Here is a 19079-nt window from a genome sequence, read left to right on the forward strand (position 1 = left end):
GGCAAGGTCGGCCCGCGGGGCCAGTTCCAGGCGACAGGGCAGGGCGACTTATGAATCATGCAACCAGGCAGCAAGCCGGCTTTGTGCAAGTACGCGGCGCGCGCGAACACAATCTACGCGACGTGAATGTCGATATCCCGCGCGATGCGCTGGTGGTGTTTACCGGCGTATCGGGCTCGGGCAAATCGTCGCTGGCGTTTGGCACGCTGTATGCCGAGGCGCAACGGCGCTATCTGGAATCGGTAGCGCCGTATGCGCGACGTTTGATTGACCAGGCAGGCGTACCCGATGTTGACCAGATCGATGGCCTGCCGCCTGCGGTGGCGCTGCAACAGCAACGCGGCACGCCGACGGCGCGCTCGTCGGTGGGCACGGTGACGCAGATTTCCAGTTCTTTGCGCATGCTGTATTCGCGCACCGGGCGTTACCCCGCCGACCAGCCCATGTTGTATGCCGAAGATTTTTCGCCCAACACGCCGCAGGGCGCATGCCCGCAATGCCATGGTCTGGGCCGGATTTATGAAGTGACCGAGCAATCGATGGTGCCCGACCCGTCACTGACCATCCGCGAAAAAGCCGTCGCCGCCTGGCCCAGCGCGTGGCAAGGGCAAAACCTGCGCGACATCCTGACCACGCTGGGCCACGACATCGACGTGCCGTGGCGCGATCTGCCGCAAGCCACGCGCGACTGGATACTGTTTACCGACGAAACGCCGACGGTGCCGGTATATGCCGGCTTTAACATCGCCGAGGTCAAACGCGCCATCAAACAGCAACAGCAGCCCAGTTATATGGGCACGTTTACCGGCGCGCGGCGCTATGTGTTGCACACCTTTGCCACTAGCCAGAGCGCGATGATGAAAAAGCGCGTGGCGCAATTCATGGTGGGCAGCGTCTGCCCCTTGTGCGAAGGCAAACGGCTCAAGCGCGAGGCGCTGGCGGTGACGTTTGCCGGTTACGACATCGGCGCCTTGCAGCAGATGCCGCTCAAACAACTGGCCGAGGTATTGCGCCCGGCCGCACAGGGCCGGGGTGAAGGCGGCCAGGCGCAGGACGCCGCGCCCACGCGCAGCAAACAACAGCATCAACGCCATATCGCGGAACGCGTGGCGGCGGGCGGTTCGGCGCACACTGCCGCGCCCGATGTGCGCCGCACCGCGCATGATTCGCAAGAAAAGGTGATCGCCGCGCAACGCCTGGCGCAAGCCTTGCTGGGCAAGCTGGAAACGCTGATTGGCCTGGGCTTGGGCTACCTGGCGCTGGACCGCGCTACGCCGACCTTATCGCCGGGCGAGATGCAGCGTTTGCGCCTGGCCACCCAACTGGGCTCGCAATTGTTTGGCGTGGTGTATGTGCTGGATGAACCGTCCGCGGGCTTGCATCCGGCCGATGGCGAGGCCTTGCTGAGCGCCTTGCAACGGCTTAAAGCCGAAGGCAATTCGGTGTTTGTGGTGGAACACGATATCGCCACCATGCGCCAGGCCGACTGGCTGGTGGATGTGGGGCCTGCTGCGGGCGAGCTAGGCGGCCAAGTGTTATACAGCGGCCCGCCCGCGGGCCTGGCGCAGATCGAAAATTCGCAAACACGGCGCTATTTGTTTGACGGCGGCCGTGGCATCAGCCGCGCGGTGCGCGAGCCCGAAGCATGGCTGCGGCTGGAACAGATCGAACGCAACAATCTGCAAAACGTGGCGGCGGCGTTTCCGTTGGGCTGTTTGACCACGGTGACGGGCGTGTCGGGCTCGGGCAAATCCAGCCTGGTCACGCAGGCCTTGCTGCAACTGGTGGCGGCGCATCTGGGTAGCTCAATCGATGAGACGGACGACGCCGACGAGCATGCGCCATCACCGCCTGTTAGCGATGAAGACAGCCGCGATGTCGCCGGCGTGCCGACGCTGCCGGAGGCGCGCGCCAGTGGCCGTATCGTGGCGGGCATGGAGCAGATCAAGCGCCTGGTGCAGGTGGACCAGAAACCGATCGGGCGCACGCCACGCTCCAATTTAGCCACTTATACCGGCTTGTTCGACGCCGTTCGCAAGCTGTTTGCCGCGACGCCGGCCGCGCGCAAACATCGCTACGATGCCGGGCGCTTTTCCTTCAACGTGGCAAAAGGCCGTTGCGAAACCTGCGAAGGCGAAGGTTTTGTGATGGTGGAACTGCTGTTTTTGCCCAGCGTATATTCGCCATGCCCCACCTGCCACGGCACGCGCTATAACGCCGATACGCTGGCGATCAAATGGCACGATCTGAGCATCGCCGATGTGCTGGGGCTGACGGTGGATGCGGCCTGCGCCGCCTTTGCCGACGAGCCCGCCGTGCTGCGGCCGTTGCAGGTGCTGCGCGATATTGGCCTGGGTTACTTGCGGCTGGGGCAACCGGCCACCGAGCTATCGGGCGGCGAAGCGCAACGCATCAAACTGGCCACCGAACTGCAACGCGCGGGCAGCCAGCGCGGTTCCACTTTGTATGTGCTGGACGAACCGACCACCGGGCTGCATCCGTCCGATGTAGATCGGCTGTTGGCGCAGCTGGACGCACTGGTGCAGGCGGGCAATACGGTGGTGCTGGTCGAGCACGATATGCGCGTAGTGGCGGCCAGCGACTGGGTGATCGACATGGGGCCGGGCGCGGGCGACGAAGGCGGGCAGATTGTGGCCAGCGGCACGCCCGCAGAGGTGGCAAAAAGCCGCGCCAGCCGCACCGCGCCATGGCTGGCAGAGGCGTTGCAACGGCCGACCGCGCCGTAATGCGTTAGCCGATCTGGTTGGCGCGGTAGACCCGTTTGACGCCGTTGACGCTGTCGCGCAGCAAGGCTTTGGGAATGTCGTCGCTATCGGGCGAGGCGCTGTAGATCGTTGCCAGATCATCAAAAAACAGACTGAAGCCAAAGCGCACCATGGCCTCGAAAGCGAAATCCTGGAAGTCACGGCTGGCGCTGGGGTCGGTGAGGCTGAGGCACAAAACACCACCCTGGCCGTCGCCAATCACGCGCACGCTGTTTGCGATGCCGGCGGGCAAGGCAATCGCGGCGCTGACGTCGGGCTGCTCGACGCCGCTGTGCTCGCTGAGGAAAGGCAACACGTCGTCCAGCGCAACCACGGCCTCGTTGCCGCCCTCAAATTTCTGCAAAAACGCCGTAGTGCTCATGCTGCCCATCCCTCTTCAAGAAGCCGCCATTATAGGGTGGGGCAAGACCCACCTTACAAAACCATGTGCAAGCAGCGCGATACTGGCATTTCACTTTGAATGGTGGGTCTCGACCCACCCTATGTGCTGATTTCGAAAAATGCATAGGGTGGGTCAAGACCCACCTTCCAAAGCCATATGCAAGCAGCGCGATACTGGCCGGCCGCTTTGGTTGGTGGGTTTCGACGGGGACGCCGAGTCCCACCCTATGTACGCCGCAGATCCGCCGTCGGGAGGGCTCGCTTGCCGCGTGGCGCGCACTTGTGGCAGCATTCCGGCCGGGTCTGCAGTTCACCCAGGCGTCGCCGGTCCGTATTGGAACCACGCTAAACCTGCCAGGCGTTACAGCCGAACTTCTCGCTTGGCCGAATCTGGTGCCGAGCCGTAATGGCGACCACGGCAGTCTTTGCAGACAGGGCACGTTGACAGGATTCTGACCATGTCTCGACCCATCTATCCGTTTTACAGCAGCAATATCTCCGAACTCGCGCGTTCGCTTAAGCAGCAATGGGCTGAACAAGCCGAAGCGCCGGGCCATCTGCAAATCCTCAACATGCTGGCCAAAGCCGCGGGCTTCGCCAACTTTCAGCATCTGCGCGCCAGTTGCGAAACCGTCAAACAACAAGAAGCGCAAGAAGCCGCCGTCGCGCCTGCGGTTAAACGCTTGCTGCGCCACTTTGACGAGCAAGGCCGTCTGCTGCGCTGGCCCAACAAGTTTTCCGAACAGCAAGTGTGCCTGTGGGCCGCGTGGGATGTATTGCCGCCCACGGGCGAATACAGCGAAGCGCAAATCAACGAGCCGTTAAAGCAATGCCAGACCTTTAACGACCACGTGATGCTGCGGCGCGAACTGGTATCGATGAAGCTGCTGGATCGCACCATTGATGGCCGCAAATACTGGCGGCTGGATGGCACGCCCGATGCCGATACCGCCAGTTTGCTGGCGGTGCTACGCGGGCGGCGGGCGCGGGCGGCCTGATCCCGCTGGCTGATCCCGCCCTTTAACCCGGCGCGGCATGGCGGTGCTGATGCGCAAAATCAGCCATAAAGCTGACCAGCGTATCCACCGCCGCCAACGTCACCGCGTTGTACAGCGACGCCCGCAAACCACCCACCGACCGATGTCCGCCCAGGCCGCTCAGACCTGCGGCTTCGGCGCTGCGCAAAAACTGCTGTTCCAGCTCGGGCGTGGCCAGGTTAAACGACACGTTCATCAAAGAGCGATCTTCGCGGCGTGCGCGGCCGCGATAAAAGCCGTTGCTGGCGTCCAGTTGCGCGTACACGCGCTGCGCTTTTTGCTGGTTGATCTGGTCCATCGCGCTCAGGCTGCCGATGTCTTGCTTTAGCCAGCGCGTTACCAACAGCATGGTGTAGATGGCAAACACCGGCGGCGTATTAAAGTTGGAACGTGCGTTGGCTTGCGCGCGGTAATCCAGAAAGCCCGGCAGATTGTCGGGCACGCGTTCGATGATCTCGTCGCGCAGCAACACCACCGTCACGCCGGCCGGGCCGATGTTTTTCTGCGCATGCGCGTAGATCAGCGCATAGCGTTCCGCCGGGCACGGCCGCGACAGAAAATCGGACGACATATCGCAAATACGCGGCACGCTATCGAGGCCCGGCACGTACTGAAACTGCATGCCTTCCACCGTTTCGTTGGAGGCGTAATGCAGATAGGGCGCGTCGGGCGCGCTGGCCAGTTCGTAGGCCTGCGGCAGCCGTTGATATTGCTCGGGCTGGCCGTTCCACAACACGCGCACCGGGCCTTCACGGCGTGCTTCGGGGATGGCCTTTTGGCTCCAGTAACCGGTTTGCAGATATTCAGCGGGCGCGCTTACGCCGCGCAACAAGGTCATCGGAATCATCGAAAACTGCTGCGTGGCCCCGCCTTGCAAAAACAGCACCTGGTAGCCGCGTTGTATCCCGAGCAAGCCGAGGATATTGGCCTCCAGCTCATCCACCACCTCGGCAAACCACTTCGAGCGATGGCTGATGCCCAGCACCGACAAGCCGGTGACGGGTTCGCGGATCAGCGCTTCGGATAATTGCTGCAGCACGGTCTCGGGCAATGCGCCCGGCCCGCCAGAAAAATTGAGTGCGTTACGCGGGTTCATCAATCGCCCTTGCCGCTCAGTTGCAACAGATAGTGGCGCACCGCATCGCGCGCCAGGGCAATGCAATCCTGCTTGTGCGGAAACAGCGTGTCGCTGTCCATTGCGTGGATGACCATGGCGTGGTCGATCTCGAAGATCAGCAATTCGCCGCTGGGCATTTCGGCGCAATCAATGGCCAGATAATCGAGGCCGGAGCGCTGGAACAGCTCGTGCCAGACGCCCGCATGGCGTTGCGCAAAGGCGGCGAAATTGCGCATCCATTGCGCTTCCTCGGCGCGTTTGGCGGCTTCTTCATACATGCCGGCATTGACGTAATGGATCATCCAGTCGCTGGAAATCGCCATATGGCAGGCAAACGGCTCGCCGCGCAGCAACAGCACGCGATATTTGCGGAACTGGCCGTCGGCGCTGCGGTAATCCATAAACGGCGCGATATAGAACTCGGCTTGCGGCGCTTGCGCCAGATATGCGGCCAGGCCGGCATCGTCGGCAATGCGCGCCAGACCGTGGCCCCCGTGCGAATCCAGCGGTCGCACAATCAGCGGGTAATGCAGATCGGGGCAGACCGAATGCACGCCGGATGCGTACAACTGCACGTCGGTGCGCGCCAGTTGCCAACACGGCGGCATCACCAGCCCTGGCAAATCCTGCAGCAGCGCGCTGGCGGTGTCGCGCGCGATATTGGGGATGTTTTGCGGTGGATTGATGACGGGGCGCGGCCAGCCCGCCAACTCGATCGACAGCCGCGCCAGGGTGTCGCGCGTTTCGGCGGATTCGCCGATTGCCACAAACACCACATCGTGATCGGGCACGCTGGCGGGCATCGGCGCGTCGGGGCGCAGATAGCAAAACAACAGCTCGACATCGGTAAATTCCAGCAAGCAATCCAGCGGGGTATTTACGCTCAGCGGGCCGGGCGCGGCAAAGATCAGCACGGTAACGCGGGCGGGCTGCAGGGCGGCCGGGCGGCGGAACAGCGTTTGTGCGGCCAGGCCTTCTGCCTGAATCGACAAGCCCAGTTCTTCACGGCCAGCCGCCATCATGGCGGTGGACAGATTGATCCAGCGTTCGGCCTGTTCGGGCGCGCGGTGTACCGCTTGCAAGGCCACGTCGGCCAGCGCGTTCATATCTTCGCCGGCAATGCTGGCGCGCAAAAACGGCGCAAGCGCCACAAAGCCTTCTTCACCGGTAAACGGCGTGATGGGCTCAAGTTGTGACATAGCCTTTTTCCCCTGTTGTTGGTCTTGTGTTGGCGCGCTGGGCGGCAGTTTAGCGGGTGGCCGGCGGCGCGGGTACGTCGGCTTGCGCCAGCATGCCTTGCACCACGGCCTGATCCTGCGCGGTGCTGGGCGTATACACCACCATCTGCAACTGCGGTTGGCCTTCCACCGCAAATGCGGCGTAATCCAGATGCAGCGCGCCTGCCGCCGGGTGCTGAATGTGTTTGGTGCCCTGGCCATGCTGTTCCAGCTGCTGGTCTTGCCACCACAGGCCAAATTCAGGATAGCTGGCGCTCAGTTCTTCAACCAGGGCGTGCACATGCGCATTGGCGCCGTTGCGGGTGACCTCGGCGCGGAAAGTGGCCACCGACGACCGCGCAACGGCGGCCCAGTTGGGCAAACGCTGACGTACTTCGGGCTCGCTGAACATCAGCCGCAGTAGATTGCGCCGGTCGGGCGGAATCTGGCCGTAATCGGTCAGCACCACGGCGGCGGCGCGGTTCCACGCCACCAGATTCCACTCCGGCGTTTTGATAAAGGCGGGGCTGAACACCATCGCATCCAGCACGCGTTGCAGTTGCGGCGTGATGGTGTGATCGGGCTGGTAGCGCACTTGCGGTGGCCGGTTTTGCGCCAGCAAAAACAGATGCTCGCGTTCAACCTCGGACAGCGCCAGGGCGCGCGCCAGTCGTTCCAGCACTTCGGCCGACGGCGGCCCGCCACGGCCTTGTTCCAGCGCCGTGTACCACGTGGTGCTGACATGCGCGCGCTGCGCCACTTCTTCGCGGCGCAAACCGGGCGTGCGTCGGCGCGTCATCGATACGCCCACATGCGCGGCATCCAGCCGGCTACGGCGATCTTTTAAAAAAACACCAAGCGCATTCTGTTCGGGCATCGTCTTCATCCTGTTACTGCCAGTTCCAGTATAACGTCGCGGCTGTTACCGCCGCCGACACGCGCCTAATCTGCACCGCACGGATTCAGCCATTCAGGGAGAACAGCGATGCGAGTATTTGTAACGGGCGCCACCGGCTTTATCGGCGCGGTGATTGTGCAGGAATTGCAGCAAGCCGGGCATCAGGTACTGGGCCTGGCGCGGTCTGACGAAGCCGCGGCCCGGTTGCAGGCGGCAGGGGTCGAGGCGCACCGCGGCGCGCTGGATGATCTGGATAGCCTGCAGCGCGGCGCCAGCGCGGCCGATGGCGTGATCCACACCGCGTTTAAACACGACTTTTTCCGCGGCCCGCCGGAGGACTTTGCCAGCGGCTGGCAAGCGGCGGCCGCAGCGGACCAGGCGGCGATTGCGGCGCTGGGACAAGCGTTGGCGGGCAGCGGCAAGCCGTTGGTGATGACCTCAGGTACCTTGCTGATGACGCCCGGCCAGCTGGCGCTGGAAACCGATGCGCCCGCGACCAACGCGGTGGCGACAATCCGGTTGCCGTCCGAGCAAACCGCGCGTGCGCTGGCGCAGCAAGGCGTGCGCAGCAGCATCGTGCGGCTGTCGCCCACCGTGCATGGCGAGGGTGATTCCGGCTTTGTGCCGGGCCTGATCGCCGTGGCGCGGCAGCATGGCGTATCGGCCTATGTGGGCGCGGGCGACAACCGCTGGCCCGCCATCCACCGGCTGGACGCCGCGCGCTTGTTCCGGCTGGCGCTGGAGCAGGCCCCGGCGGGGACGGCTTTGCATGGCGCGGCGGAAGAGGGCGTGCGTACGCGGGATATCGCCGCAGCCATCGGCCGCCAGCTGGGCTTGCCAGTGGCCTCGATTGCGCCAGAACACGCGGCTGCGCACTTCGGTTGGCTGGCCGCGATGATCGGCATCGATAATCCGACCTCCAGCGAGCTGACGCGTCGGCTGGTGGGTTGGACGCCGCAACAGCCCGCGCTGCTGGCGGATATCGAAAGCCCGGCCTACTTCGGCTGATCCGCCCATTTTGCCCGGCAATAAAAAACGCCAGACCGATATCCCGGCCTGGCGTTTTTTTTCTGGACGCATCCTCCGCCTTATTGCGCGGTCGGCGTATATGGCTTGAAGAAATCGCTGCCCGCCCACGGTGGCGTTACAAAGTTGATGGCCGGGCCGCGGATGTAGCTGGACGCCTGGTCGACATAGCCATTGCCCTTGTACACGGTGGTGTACGGCCACGGGTAAATCGGGCGCGAACTCAGCACGTGTTCAATCTGGCCACCCCCCTCGGGTGGGCCGCCCGCGCCCTCTTGCGGCGGTTTGCCGCCCATCGGCGGCTTGCCGGATGGCGGCTGCCCGCCACCCATGCCACCACCGCCCATGCCACCACCACCCATACCACCGCCACCCATACCACCGCCACCCATACCACCGCCACCGCCCATGCCACCCGGAGGACCGCCGCGATGACCGCCCTTGCCGCCTTTGCCCTCGCCACCAGGGCCATCGCCGCCCATGCCAAAGCCGTTCTGCTCGGTCCGGTTGGCCACCACGGCGTCGGGCGCGATGCCGGCTTCTACCCAGTTCAGCATCGGTGTCAGCAAATCCACCTGGTTGGCGCCTTCGCCGCCCCCGCAGTGATACATGCCGGGGAACAGATAGAGGCGCGCAAACTCATCGGTCGCTGTCTTGCCCAGTTGCTGCTGCAGCGCGCTGTAATACGCGATGCTGTTCAGCGGCGAGATATGCGGGTCCGACCAGCCATGCCAGATGATCAGGCGGCCACCCGCCTGGGCAAATGCCGACAGATCGGGATTGGTGGCGTCATACAAAGGATGGCGCGCACGCAGGCGATTAAAGCTGGCTACGCTAAACGTCATGTCGGCCAACTGCTGGATCGGCTGCTCGGCAAAGGCCAGATGCTGCAGCACTTCCAGCGACACCGTCGCGCTCATGGTGCCGTCGTCTTGCGTCTGCGGCACATACACGCCCGCCCATGACAACTCGGAGCCATACATGGGCTGGCCCGCCGTCAAACGCACGCCGGTTTTAGCGTCGCGCGGGCCATCGTAAAACTTGCGCACCACGCCCACTTCGGCGGCGCTCAGGCAGGCGCTTTGGTCTTGGGTGGCGGCCGGGCACTGCAGCGTGGCCGGATCAAAATGGCAGGCCAGCGGATTGCTGATCAGCCCGTCGGCCTGGCCATCGAGCTTGTCGCAGGCCGCCAACACGGCTTTGTGCAGCAAGGGCAAACGCGGCGCGAGCAAGATGGCTTTGCCGTTGGCGTCCAGATTGGCGCGCGCTTGCCACGCATGGTAGATCGCGTTTTGCGTCAGAAAATTAAGCGCCGGGGCGCCCGCCAGAATGCCGTTGAAATCCTCGGGATAACGTTGCGCTTCCATCAGCGCTTCGCGGCCGCCGTCGGAGCAACCATCAAAATAGGCATAGGCTTCTTTCTGGCCATAAAACCGGCTGAGCAGCGCCTTGCCGGTGAGCGCCGTCAAATGCTGGGCACGATAGGCAAAGTCGGCGCGCTTTTGCGGATCTTCGCCAAACGCGGTGTCATTGCCGGTATGGCCCATATCGGTGGCGGCGGTCACAAAGCCACCGGTCTGAAACGGCACACAACCCTGCGCCACGCTGGCCTGGCCGCTGATATTGCCGCACAAGCCACCACAACCCAGTTGCAGATAACGTTGCGTCCAGCTTTGCGTGGGCAGGTTGACCTCAAATTTGATCGACGGGGCCAGCACGCCTTCCACCTTGCACACCTGCACCTTCTGCCGCGTGGTCTGCGTGCTGGCTGAAGTAATCCGGCTGCCCGCGCCACCAATGGCGGTCAGATCAAAACTGGCCAGATCGGCGCAATCGCGCTGCGCTTTCACCACGCGCAAGACGGGGGCGGCCAGTGCGGTGGCGGCTTGGCCGGGCGCCGCGCCTTCGGCTGCGGGTGGCAGTGGCGGTGGGCCAGCAGGTTCGGCGTGAGCGCTGATTGCGCCACACAGCATAAGCGCCAGCGCCTGGCTGCCCACGGCAAGCCAGCGTCGCAAATCGGGCCGATGAAGGTTCATTGCGGTTCTTCTTTCTGATCGGGATGCGGATCAATCCAGCATAGCGGACGCCCACCGGGCCGGTCTTGCCGCAAGTGCAACGCCACGTAGCCGCAGCCGCACGCAGGGCGCGGGCAGATACATGCCGTGACATTTGCGGCGGTTTGGCGCGGCGTTGCCCCATTTTTTTTTCGGATATCAGCTTGACGCACTGTCACATGTCAACTAATGTTGACACATGACAAGCGAAACACATGTCCTTTCTGGTGATGACCTGCTGGCGCAACTGGCGGCGCTCGATAATCCGCACCGACTCCGCATCGTGGCCGCGTTGGCCAGCGGCGGGCGCAATTACGTCAGCCAGTTGGCGCGCGATCTGGGCATTAGCCGGCCTTTATTGCATCTGCATTTGCAGAAGCTGGAAGCGGCGGGGCTGGTCAGCAGCCAGCTTGAGCTGTCGCAGGATGGCAAAGCACTCAATTACTTTGCAGTAACCGATTTCAAGCTTGAGCTAAGCCCGGCGCTGATTGCCACGGCGGCGCAGACGCTCTCAACCCCTGAATGACCTGAGGCCCACCGATGTCCGAGAACATGATTTTTGCTGCGTTTTTCTTTCCTGCCGCGGCGTGCGTGATTATTTTTTTGATGCGCTATGTCAGCGCCATCATCCAGACACGTCTGCGCACCCGGCATGACGAGGCGTATCGCGAACTGGCGCAAAACGCGGTGGCGCAGCAAGCCGAAAGCAGCGGCCAGATCGCCAGCCTGCAAGCCACGCTTAGCCGCATTGAAGCCCGCCTGGGCTCGGTCGAAAAAATCCTGAAAGAGGTGGAATGATGCTGACGCTGAACCCGACCCCCGCCGTTGCGCCTGCGCAATCCAGCACCGCCGAAGTCTCACTGCTGCGCCTGTATGTTTTGCGCGCGATGTATTTGTTTATTACCGCGGGCCTGGGTGCGGTGGTCTGGCCCAGCGTGTTGCAAGCGGGCCAGCATTGGGAACTGATGGAGGGCACGGTCAGTTGCATGCTGGCGGCGTTTTCGCTGCTGTGTTTGCTGGGGCTGCGCTATCCGCTGCAAATGCTGCCGGTGCTGCTCTGGGAAGTACTCTGGAAAACCCTGTGGCTGGCGCGCGTGCCCTTGCCGCAATGGCTGGCCGGGCGGGTGGACCCCACGCTGATGGCGTCGGTGTTCGCGTGTTCGATGGTGCTGCTGGTGTATCTGGCGGTGCCGTGGGGCTATGTGTTCAACACCTTTGTGCGTACGCCCGGTGCGCGCTGGCGCTAACGGGGCCGGGGCATAAAAAAGCGGCGAGCACAGGCTCGCCGCTCTGGTTTTTACACTACGTTGCGACGATCAGGCTTCTTCTTTCAAAGACGCCATATCGATCACAAAGCGATATTTAACGTCGCTTTTCAGCATGCGCTCGTAGGCGTCGTTGATGTCTTGCATACGGATCATTTCGATATCCGAAGTGATGCCATGTTCGCCGCAGAAATCCAGCATTTCTTGCGTGGCCTTGATGCCGCCAATCAACGAACCGGCCAGCGCCTTGCGCCCCATCACCATCGGCATGGTGTTGAGCGGCGGTTCCAGATCGCCAAGGAAGCCGACCAGCGCAATGGTGCCGCCTGCAGCCAGCGTCGGCACATACGGGTTGAGGTCATGCGCATACGGCACGGTGTCGACAATCAATTCGAAGGTGCTGGCGACTGCGGCCATTTGCGCTTCATCGGTGGACACCACCACATGCGCCGCGCCCAGACGATGCGCATCGGCTTCCTTACCCGGCGAACGGGTAAACAGCGTTACTTCCGCGCCCATGGCCTTGGCCAGTTTGATGGCCATATGGCCCAGACCGCCCAGACCCACCACGGCCACTTTGCTGCCGGCTTTGACGCCCCAGTTTTTCAGCGGCGACCAGGTGGTGATGCCCGCGCACAGCAGCGGTGCTGCGCCTTTCAGATCCAGACCATCGGGCATGCGCAACACAAAGTGCTCTTTCACCACGACGTTATCGGAGTAGCCGCCCTGGGTCATGCTGCCGTCGATGCGATCAGGCGCACCGTAAGTCATGGTGAACATCTCGGCGCAATGTTGTTCTTCGCCCTGATTACACGACGGGCAATGGCCGCACGAATCCACCATGCAACCCACGCCAACGTGGTCGCCTACCTTGAAGTTTTTGACGTCTGCACCGACGGCGGTGACGCGGCCGACGATTTCGTGGCCCGGCACCACCGGGTAGCTGCTCCAGCCCCAGTCATTACGCGCGGTGTGCAGATCGGAATGGCACACGCCGCAATACAGAATCTCGATCGAGACATCGTCATTGCGCGGCGTGCGACGGTTAAAGCGGAACGGGCCCAATGGCGTGGTGGCCGACGTGGCGGCGTAAGCGCGAGTATTGGTGGTCATGGCAGGGTTCCTTGTAGAGGGTGGAAAACACACTTGCAAAACGGCGGGATACTGCGATCAACGCTTGTGGCTTTTGCTTGACTACGCCGCCGCGGCATCCGGTGCTGACCCGCACTTTAGGGGTATCGCTATCACGCGGCTAGCGGCTTTAACCTTGTATCAGTAGCAAGTATTTGTTGATAATGGCGGCTTGCTTTTCTGCGGGATACAGCATGGCTATCAACGAAATGCGCGCAATCGCCACCTTTGCCAAAGCGGTGGAACTGGGCAGCCTGCGCAAAGCCGCGGCGGCGCAAGGCATGACGCCGCAAGCGGCCAGCCAGGCATTGGCGCAACTGGAACAACATCTTGGCGTGCGACTGTTACACCGCACGACGCGCCAGATTGCGCTCACCGACGAAGGGCAACAGTTTTTAGAAGCCGCCGAGCCGGCGCTGGCCGCGCTGGACCGCGCGCTGGAACGCGTGCGCGCCGCCAAGGGCGATATCGCCGGGCCGCTGCGTATTGTGGGACCGCGCGCCAACTTCGCCCCGGTGTTGTGGCCAGTGATTGACGAATTCTGTCGTCGCCACCCCGATGTGCAGCCCGATGTGCAACTGGATGACACCATCGGCAACTGGGTAGAAGACCGCGTGGACGTGGGTTTTCGTATCGGCGGCCCACCTGCGGAAGGCTTGATTGCGCGTCGGTTGTTTGCGCTGCAGTTCATGATCTGCGCCGCGCCGGAATATATCGCCCGCCACGGCGCGCCGCAGACGCTGGAAGAATTGCCGATGCACCGCTGCAACGCCTTCCGCCATCCCGGCACCGGCCAACTGATGCCGTGGTTTCTGCGGGTCGGCACCGAGATCGTGCAACGCCCGTTTACCCCAACCATGTCGACCAACGACGGCGAAGTGGAACTGCACGCGGTGTTGTCCGGCCAGGTGCTGGGCCAGTTGTGCGGCTATGCAGTGGCTGAACACATCCGCGCCGGCCGCCTGGTTACCGTGCTGGGCCAACACATGACCGACCATATGGGCGTGTACGTCTACTACGGCAGCCGCGCCGCGCAACCTGCCCGGGTGCGCGCGTTTATCGATCTGGTGATCGAACGGCTGGGGCCGGACAGCGACTTTATGCTGAGCCCCAAGGAACTGGCCGCGGCCGAAGCGGCGGGGCGCAAGGCGGCGTTAAATCGCCGTATCTGATTGTGCGGTAGGTGTCGGACGCATGTAGAGCAGCGTCAATTTGATGGCAGGCGCCAAAGTGTTAAACGGTTCCGCCGCTCCATATTCAAAATGTGCCCAAATCATCGAGCAGAGAATATCCGCGCACTGGATTTCGGCCATGCTCCTGCTATCGCTGGGGACTGTGCAGATCTCGGGCACGTGTCCGGCAATGGCCAGGCGGGTTTCCAGATAGTTATGCAAGGCGTACCGGTCTTTCTCTTTGATGGAGCGCGCATCTGGATAGAAATCGACGATATCGTGCCGGGCCAACAGCGGATGCAATAGCTGTTCGGCCATATGGACGTAAAACGATTCGCAACGCTCGCGCAAGGCGAAGTTGACCACCGCCTTTTCGGCCACAATCGCATGCAGCGAAATATCCGGGTCTTTTTTCACCAGTTGCAGAAGGCGGTCTGCCACTTGCTGTCGTTCGTGTCCATTCAGGGCGGTTGATTTCAGCTCGCTGCGCAGTTCCCGCCCGTTTCGGTGGCGGTACAGATCACGCACGATGCGCTGCAAGGACTTGTTCTTGCCATGTGGCAAGGCGATGGCGCCCAGCACGATAAATCGGCTCGACCCGCCCTTGCGGTAGGGCTTGTCCAGGCTCCAGCCTACATCGCCGGATTCATCAAGAAAGACATCATGAGTGGTCATCGGTACCGTTGATAAAAGCGCGCGCTGGAAATGAGAAGACCCCTCGCAAGGAGGGGTCTTCGTCGTTACATCGGTGGGCTACGCTGGCGTTGACGTACTTCCAGTACGCTTACGATCGTGACGGCATTGTCGCAACGTGTTCCAGGTGGTGGGGTTCGCTCAGGCCTCGCCCGTCACTACAGACGCGAAGATACACAGTTGCCGCGGCGGCTGCCAGCTGTTTTTTGCAGAGGCGTTGCCGTTGCAGGTCTCTGATAATTATCAAAAAATGCGTTCTCGGCAATGCCCACGCGGCGCGGCGTGGACGAAGATGCGGCCGCAAATTTTTTTAACCTGGCAGGCCTCGCGAATATCCGCCGGCAAGGAACATTCCTGCCCCGCCACCTGTCTTCCACCAGAATAAATCCCAAGACCTATAGTAAGAATTCCGCCATTCGTTGGGCCAAAGCCGCCGTTGTTGCTGGCATCGCCATGGAGTATCCAACATGCAATTCACTATCAATGGGCACGCGGTTGAGGTTGAAGCCGATGTGCGCACGTCTTTGCTCGATTTGTTGCGCGAGCAGCTGGGCTTAAGCGGCACCAAAAAAGGGTGCGACCAAGGCGCATGTGGCGCCTGTACCGTGCTGGTGGACGGCGAGCGCATCAACGCCTGTCTGGCTTTGGCGGTGCAATATCAGGGCCGCGCTATTACCACCATCGAAGGGCTGGCCGATGAGCAAACCTTGCATCCGCTGCAGGCCGCGTTTGTCGAGCACGATGGCTTTCAGTGTGGCTACTGCACGCCGGGCCAGATTTGTTCGGCCATCGGCATGGCGCACGAGCTGGAGCGCAATGTGCCCAGCGTGGTGACGGCCGATCTGACCGCGCAACGCATTGCGTTTGATCATGACGAGGTACGCGAGCGCATGAGCGGCAATCTATGCCGCTGCGGCGCATATAACGGCATTGTCGACGCGATCAACGCCACCTTCGGGAGGGCCAGCGCATGAATCCGTTCAGCTATGAGCGCGCCACCGATGCGGCCAGCGCCATCCGCCTGGCCAACGCCACGGCCGCCACGCGCTATCTGGGCGGCGGCACCAATCTGGTTGATCTGATGCGCGAGCACATCGAGCAGCCCGAGGTACTGGTTGATGTGACGCCGCTCGCGCAAACCATCGAAGTGCGCGCCGACGGCAGCATGCTGATTGGCGCGGCGGTCAAGAACACCGCGCTGGCGTCTGATGCGCATGTGCGCCAGGCGTTTCCACTGCTGTCGCGCGCGATACTGGCCGGGGCCAGCGCGCAGATCCGCAATATGGCCACCGTGGCCGGCAATATTCTGCAACGCACACGCTGCACTTATTTTTATGACGAGGCCGCGCGCTGCAACAAGCGCAAGCCGGGCTGTGGCTGCGATGCGCTGCAGGGGTTTAATCGCTATCACGCCATCCTGGGCGCGTCGGATGATTGTGTGGCCACGCATCCGTCGGACTTGTGTGTGGCCTTGGTGGCCCTGGACGCGGTGGTGCATCTGCAAGGTGCCGCGGGCAGCCGCAGCTTGCCGTTGACCGAACTGCATCGCTTGCCCGGCGCGCATCCCGAGCACGAAACCGAATTGCAGCCGCATGAGTTGATCACGGCCATCGAGATTCCGGCCCTGGCGTTTGCCGGCCATTCGGCCTATCGCAAAGTGCGCGATCGTTCCAGCTATGCGTTTGCGCTGGTGTCGGTGGCGGCGGCGCTGGATGTGGACGCCCAAGGCCGGGTGCGCGATGTGCGGCTGGCGCTGGGCGGGGTGGCGCACAAGCCGTGGCGCGCCAGCAAGGCCGAGGCCGTGTTGCGCGGGCAGGCGGCCACCGAAGCGACATTTCTGGCGGCAGCCGATGCCGAACTGGCGGCAGCGCGTGGCCTGCGTGACAACGGCTTCAAGATCGAACTGGCGCGTCGCACCATCGTTGCGGTGCTGCAGCAACTGACGGAGGCACGCGCATGAACGCCGAACAGAAACCCGCACCATCGCAATGGCAACCGGGCGTTACGCCGGATGAAGTCATGCATCGGCACGGCATGATCGGCAAACCGGTGTCACGGCTGGATGGCCCGCTCAAGGTGGCGGGCAAGGCGCGCTTTGCCGCCGAAGTGCCGTATGAGCATCTGGCCCATGCCGCGCTGGTGCACAGCTCGATTGCGCGTGGCCGCATCAGCGAGCTCAAAACCGAAGCCGCACGCGCTGCGCCCGGCGTGATTCTGGTGCTGACCTACCAGAACATGCCGCGCTTGCAGAACCCGCCGCTGTTTGGCAGCGCGCCCAAAGCGGTAGGCGCCAGCACTTTGCCGGTGATGCAGAACGAACACATTACCTGGAACGGCCAGCCGGTGGCGCTGGTGCTGGCCGAAACGCATGAGCAAGCCGAATACGCCGCCAGCCTGATCGAAGTGCGCTACGACGTGCTGCCGGCCAAAACCGATTTTGACGCGGCCAAGCGCCAGGCGCGCGCGCCCGACACCATCCTGGGCGAACCGCCTGCCATCGAAATCGGCGATGCCGAGGCCAATCTGCAAGCGGCTGCGTTCAAAGTCGACGCCACCTATCGCACGCCGCGCTACAACCACAACGCGATCGAACTGCACGCCGCCACCGTAGCGTGGCAAGGCGATGAACTGACCGTGCATGACGCCACGCAAATGCTCAACGGCACGGCGTGGACCATCGCGCAACTGTTCGGCATTGATGAAAAAAACGTGCGTGTGTTGTCGCCGTATGTGGGGGGCGGCTTTGGCGGCAAGGCGCTGTGGGATCATCAGATTCTGGCGATCGCCGCGGCCAGACTGGCGCAACGGCCGGTGCGCATTGTGCTGAGCCGCGCCAGCGTGTTTCGCATTGTGGGTGGTCGCACCACCACCGAGCAGCGCGTGGCGCTGGGTGCAACGCAAGACGGCCAGTTAACCGCGCTGATCCACACCGGCGTGGCCGCGATGACGCCGTACAACGCTTGCCCGGAGCAGTTCAGCTTTCCCGCGCGCCATCTGTATGCCACGCAGGCGCTGAAGGTGGCGCAGCAAGTGGCCGACATGGACATGATGGTCAACACGTTTATGCGCGCGCCCGGCGAATCGATTGGCACCTTTGCGCTGGAGTCCGCCATCGACGAGCTGGCCGGCCAGATGCAGCTGTGCCCGATTGAACTGCGCCGCCGCATTGAACCGAGCAAAGACCCGGTGTCAGGCCTGCCGTTTTCTTCGCGCCATTTGCTGGAAGCCTATCAACGCGGGGCCGAGCGTTTTGGTTGGGACCAACGCAATCCGGTGCCACGCAGTCGTCGTGACGGTGAATGGTTGATCGGCATGGGCGTGGCCACCGCCACTTATCCCTACTACCGCATGCCCGGCGCGGCCGCGCGCATCAAGCTGACGAATGATGGTCATTTAACAGTGTCGATTGCCGCGCACGAAATGGGCATGGGCACGGCCACCGCGCAAAGCCAGCACGTCGCCGAACGCTTTGGCTTGCCGCTGGAACAGGTGACGTTTGAACTGGGCGATACCACCCTGGCGGCGGGTTCGCTGGCGGGGGGCTCTTCGCAAACGGCGTCGATTGCCGCAGCGGTGATTGCGGCGGGCGAGCAACTGATCGACCAGTTATTGATGCTGGCCACCGGCGATTCGCCACTGGCGGGCTTCAAGCGCGATCAGGTGGAAGCCATTAACGGTGGCTTGGCCGTGCGCGGCGACACCACGCGCGCAGAAACCTATGCCGCCATCCTGCAGCGCGCCGGACGCACGGCCTTGCAATGCGAAGCGCCCGCGCCCGAACCGGCCGAACTGCAGCATTACTCGATGCATTCGTTTGGCGCGCAGTTTTGCGAGGTGAAGGTCAGCGCCATTACCGGTGAAGTGCGCGTGACGCGCTTTCTGGGCTCGTTTGATACCGGCCGTATTCTTAACCCCAAAACGGCGGCCAGCCAGTTTCGCGGTGGCATCGTGATGGGCATCGGGCTGGCGCTGACCGAGGCCACCGAGTTTGATCCGCGCAGTGGCCGCATCATGAATCCGTCGCTGGCCGAATACCACGTGCCGGTGCATCTGGACGTACCGGAAATCGACGTGATGTGGACCGATATCGCCGACCCGCACAGCCCGATCGGCGCGCGTGGGATAGGCGAAATTGGCATTACCGGCGTGGGCGCGGCGATTGCCAATGCGGTGTACAACGCCACCGGCAAACGCATCCGCGATCTGCCGATTACGCTGGACAAGCTGCTCTGACCTGCTGCCGGGGCTGGCGGGATACACGCTCCCGCTGGCCCCGCTAGCCAACGCTGCGCGCATCCGTAT

The 19079-nt window shown here is 62.8% G+C and carries 17 protein-coding genes; 10 read left to right on the top strand and 7 right to left on the bottom strand.

The window, feature by feature from the left end; translation table 11 throughout:
- The first annotated feature begins 50 nt into the window (after positions 1-50).
- A complete protein-coding gene (locus WG78_RS06190) occupies positions 51-2747 on the top strand; it encodes an excinuclease ABC subunit UvrA (protein WP_053936911.1) in 2697 nt (898 codons plus the stop codon).
- A gap of 4 nt (positions 2748-2751) precedes the next feature.
- Here WG78_RS06190 and WG78_RS06195 read toward each other — a convergent pair whose 3' ends face one another.
- The gene (locus WG78_RS06195) at positions 2752-3147 is read right to left on the bottom strand and encodes a hypothetical protein (protein ID WP_152969086.1); all 396 of its coding nucleotides are present in this window, start codon (positions 3145-3147) and stop codon (positions 2752-2754) included.
- A 478-nt stretch (positions 3148-3625) separates the two neighbouring features.
- On the opposite strand from WG78_RS06195, the gene WG78_RS06200 reads away from it, so the two are divergent.
- Positions 3626-4165 carry a DUF2087 domain-containing protein gene (locus tag WG78_RS06200; RefSeq protein ID WP_053936913.1) on the top strand — a complete coding sequence of 180 codons (540 nt, stop codon included), beginning with the start codon at positions 3626-3628 and terminating at the stop codon, positions 4163-4165.
- 22 nt (positions 4166-4187) lie between these two features.
- On the opposite strand, the gene WG78_RS06205 is transcribed toward WG78_RS06200, so the two are convergent.
- Genes WG78_RS06205 through WG78_RS06215 form a run of 3 tightly spaced genes read right to left on the bottom strand, consistent with a single transcriptional unit; the run spans position 4188 to position 7415 of the window.
- A complete protein-coding gene (locus WG78_RS06205) occupies positions 4188-5300 on the bottom strand; it encodes a phosphoserine transaminase (RefSeq protein ID WP_053936914.1) in 1113 nt (370 codons plus the stop codon).
- The gene (locus tag WG78_RS06210) at positions 5300-6520 is read right to left on the bottom strand and encodes an ATP-grasp domain-containing protein (RefSeq protein ID WP_053936915.1); all 1221 of its coding nucleotides are present in this window, start codon (positions 6518-6520) and stop codon (positions 5300-5302) included. The genes WG78_RS06205 and WG78_RS06210 overlap by 1 nt, the downstream gene beginning before the upstream one ends.
- 49 nt (positions 6521-6569) lie before the next feature.
- Complete coding sequence (locus WG78_RS06215) at positions 6570-7415, bottom strand: helix-turn-helix transcriptional regulator (RefSeq protein ID WP_083458807.1); 846 nt, start codon at positions 7413-7415, stop codon at positions 6570-6572.
- Between the two features lie 108 nt (positions 7416-7523).
- On the opposite strand from WG78_RS06215, the gene WG78_RS06220 reads away from it, so the two are divergent.
- Entirely contained in the window at positions 7524-8444 is a 921-nt protein-coding gene (locus WG78_RS06220) for an SDR family oxidoreductase (RefSeq protein ID WP_053936917.1), read from the top strand.
- Between the two features lie 80 nt (positions 8445-8524).
- On the opposite strand, the gene WG78_RS06225 is transcribed toward WG78_RS06220, so the two are convergent.
- Positions 8525-10498, bottom strand: coding sequence for a tannase/feruloyl esterase family alpha/beta hydrolase (locus WG78_RS06225; protein WP_053936918.1), 1974 nt, complete (start codon positions 10496-10498; stop codon positions 8525-8527).
- A 217-nt stretch (positions 10499-10715) separates the two neighbouring features.
- Between WG78_RS06225 and WG78_RS06230 the strand changes: the two genes are divergently transcribed.
- The 3 genes from WG78_RS06230 to WG78_RS06240 are packed head-to-tail and all read left to right on the top strand — an operon-like array spanning position 10716 to position 11763.
- Positions 10716-11042, top strand: coding sequence for an ArsR/SmtB family transcription factor (locus WG78_RS06230; protein WP_053936919.1), 327 nt, complete (start codon positions 10716-10718; stop codon positions 11040-11042).
- A 14-nt stretch (positions 11043-11056) separates the two neighbouring features.
- Positions 11057-11314, top strand: a complete 258-nt coding sequence (locus tag WG78_RS06235; protein ID WP_152969087.1) for a hypothetical protein — start codon at positions 11057-11059, stop codon at positions 11312-11314.
- Complete coding sequence (locus WG78_RS06240; protein ID WP_201782373.1) at positions 11311-11763, top strand: hypothetical protein; 453 nt, start codon at positions 11311-11313, stop codon at positions 11761-11763. The genes WG78_RS06235 and WG78_RS06240 overlap by 4 nt, the downstream gene beginning before the upstream one ends.
- 69 nt (positions 11764-11832) lie before the next feature.
- Here WG78_RS06240 and WG78_RS06245 read toward each other — a convergent pair whose 3' ends face one another.
- Positions 11833-12894, bottom strand: a complete 1062-nt coding sequence (locus tag WG78_RS06245) for an NAD(P)-dependent alcohol dehydrogenase (RefSeq protein WP_053936921.1) — start codon at positions 12892-12894, stop codon at positions 11833-11835.
- A gap of 212 nt (positions 12895-13106) precedes the next feature.
- Between WG78_RS06245 and WG78_RS06250 the strand changes: the two genes are divergently transcribed.
- A complete protein-coding gene (locus WG78_RS06250; RefSeq protein WP_053936922.1) occupies positions 13107-14084 on the top strand; it encodes a LysR family transcriptional regulator in 978 nt (325 codons plus the stop codon).
- Here WG78_RS06250 and WG78_RS06255 read toward each other — a convergent pair.
- Positions 14067-14759, bottom strand: a complete 693-nt coding sequence (locus WG78_RS06255) for a DUF3800 domain-containing protein (protein ID WP_053936923.1) — start codon at positions 14757-14759, stop codon at positions 14067-14069. The two genes, WG78_RS06250 and WG78_RS06255, sit on opposite strands and share 18 nt — an antisense overlap.
- A gap of 485 nt (positions 14760-15244) precedes the next feature.
- Between WG78_RS06255 and WG78_RS06260 the strand changes: the two genes are divergently transcribed.
- From WG78_RS06260 to WG78_RS06270, 3 genes are read left to right on the top strand one after another with little or no spacing between them, the layout of a single operon-like run.
- A complete protein-coding gene (locus tag WG78_RS06260; protein ID WP_083458808.1) occupies positions 15245-15751 on the top strand; it encodes a 2Fe-2S iron-sulfur cluster-binding protein in 507 nt (168 codons plus the stop codon).
- Entirely contained in the window at positions 15748-16737 is a 990-nt protein-coding gene (locus tag WG78_RS06265) for an FAD binding domain-containing protein (RefSeq protein ID WP_053936924.1), read from the top strand. The genes WG78_RS06260 and WG78_RS06265 overlap by 4 nt, the downstream gene beginning before the upstream one ends.
- Positions 16734-19010, top strand: a complete 2277-nt coding sequence (locus tag WG78_RS06270; RefSeq protein ID WP_053936925.1) for a xanthine dehydrogenase family protein molybdopterin-binding subunit — start codon at positions 16734-16736, stop codon at positions 19008-19010. The genes WG78_RS06265 and WG78_RS06270 overlap by 4 nt, the downstream gene beginning before the upstream one ends.
- Positions 19011-19079: the final 69 nt, after the last annotated feature.

The organism is Amantichitinum ursilacus, from assembly GCF_001294205.1.
Lineage (GTDB): Bacteria > Pseudomonadota > Gammaproteobacteria > Burkholderiales > Chitinibacteraceae > Amantichitinum > Amantichitinum ursilacus.

Bases quoted from the DNA above. Each gene is read 5' to 3' on its own strand.
- WG78_RS06190 (WP_053936911.1), top strand. From the start codon at position 51: ATGAATCATGCAACCAGGCAGCAAGCCGGCTTTGTGCAAGTACGCGGC.
- WG78_RS06195 (WP_152969086.1), bottom strand. From the start codon at position 3,147: ATGAGCACTACGGCGTTTTTGCAGAAATTTGAGGGCGGCAACGAGGCC.
- WG78_RS06200 (WP_053936913.1), top strand. From the start codon at position 3,626: ATGTCTCGACCCATCTATCCGTTTTACAGCAGCAATATCTCCGAACTC.
- WG78_RS06205 (WP_053936914.1), bottom strand. From the start codon at position 5,300: ATGAACCCGCGTAACGCACTCAATTTTTCTGGCGGGCCGGGCGCATTG.
- WG78_RS06210 (WP_053936915.1), bottom strand. From the start codon at position 6,520: ATGTCACAACTTGAGCCCATCACGCCGTTTACCGGTGAAGAAGGCTTT.
- WG78_RS06215 (WP_083458807.1), bottom strand. From the start codon at position 7,415: ATGCCCGAACAGAATGCGCTTGGTGTTTTTTTAAAAGATCGCCGTAGC.
- WG78_RS06220 (WP_053936917.1), top strand. From the start codon at position 7,524: ATGCGAGTATTTGTAACGGGCGCCACCGGCTTTATCGGCGCGGTGATT.
- WG78_RS06225 (WP_053936918.1), bottom strand. From the start codon at position 10,498: ATGAACCTTCATCGGCCCGATTTGCGACGCTGGCTTGCCGTGGGCAGC.
- WG78_RS06230 (WP_053936919.1), top strand. From the start codon at position 10,716: ATGACAAGCGAAACACATGTCCTTTCTGGTGATGACCTGCTGGCGCAA.
- WG78_RS06235 (WP_152969087.1), top strand. From the start codon at position 11,057: ATGTCCGAGAACATGATTTTTGCTGCGTTTTTCTTTCCTGCCGCGGCG.
- WG78_RS06240 (WP_201782373.1), top strand. From the start codon at position 11,311: ATGATGCTGACGCTGAACCCGACCCCCGCCGTTGCGCCTGCGCAATCC.
- WG78_RS06245 (WP_053936921.1), bottom strand. From the start codon at position 12,894: ATGACCACCAATACTCGCGCTTACGCCGCCACGTCGGCCACCACGCCA.
- WG78_RS06250 (WP_053936922.1), top strand. From the start codon at position 13,107: ATGGCTATCAACGAAATGCGCGCAATCGCCACCTTTGCCAAAGCGGTG.
- WG78_RS06255 (WP_053936923.1), bottom strand. From the start codon at position 14,759: ATGACCACTCATGATGTCTTTCTTGATGAATCCGGCGATGTAGGCTGG.
- WG78_RS06260 (WP_083458808.1), top strand. From the start codon at position 15,245: ATGCAATTCACTATCAATGGGCACGCGGTTGAGGTTGAAGCCGATGTG.
- WG78_RS06265 (WP_053936924.1), top strand. From the start codon at position 15,748: ATGAATCCGTTCAGCTATGAGCGCGCCACCGATGCGGCCAGCGCCATC.
- WG78_RS06270 (WP_053936925.1), top strand. From the start codon at position 16,734: ATGAACGCCGAACAGAAACCCGCACCATCGCAATGGCAACCGGGCGTT.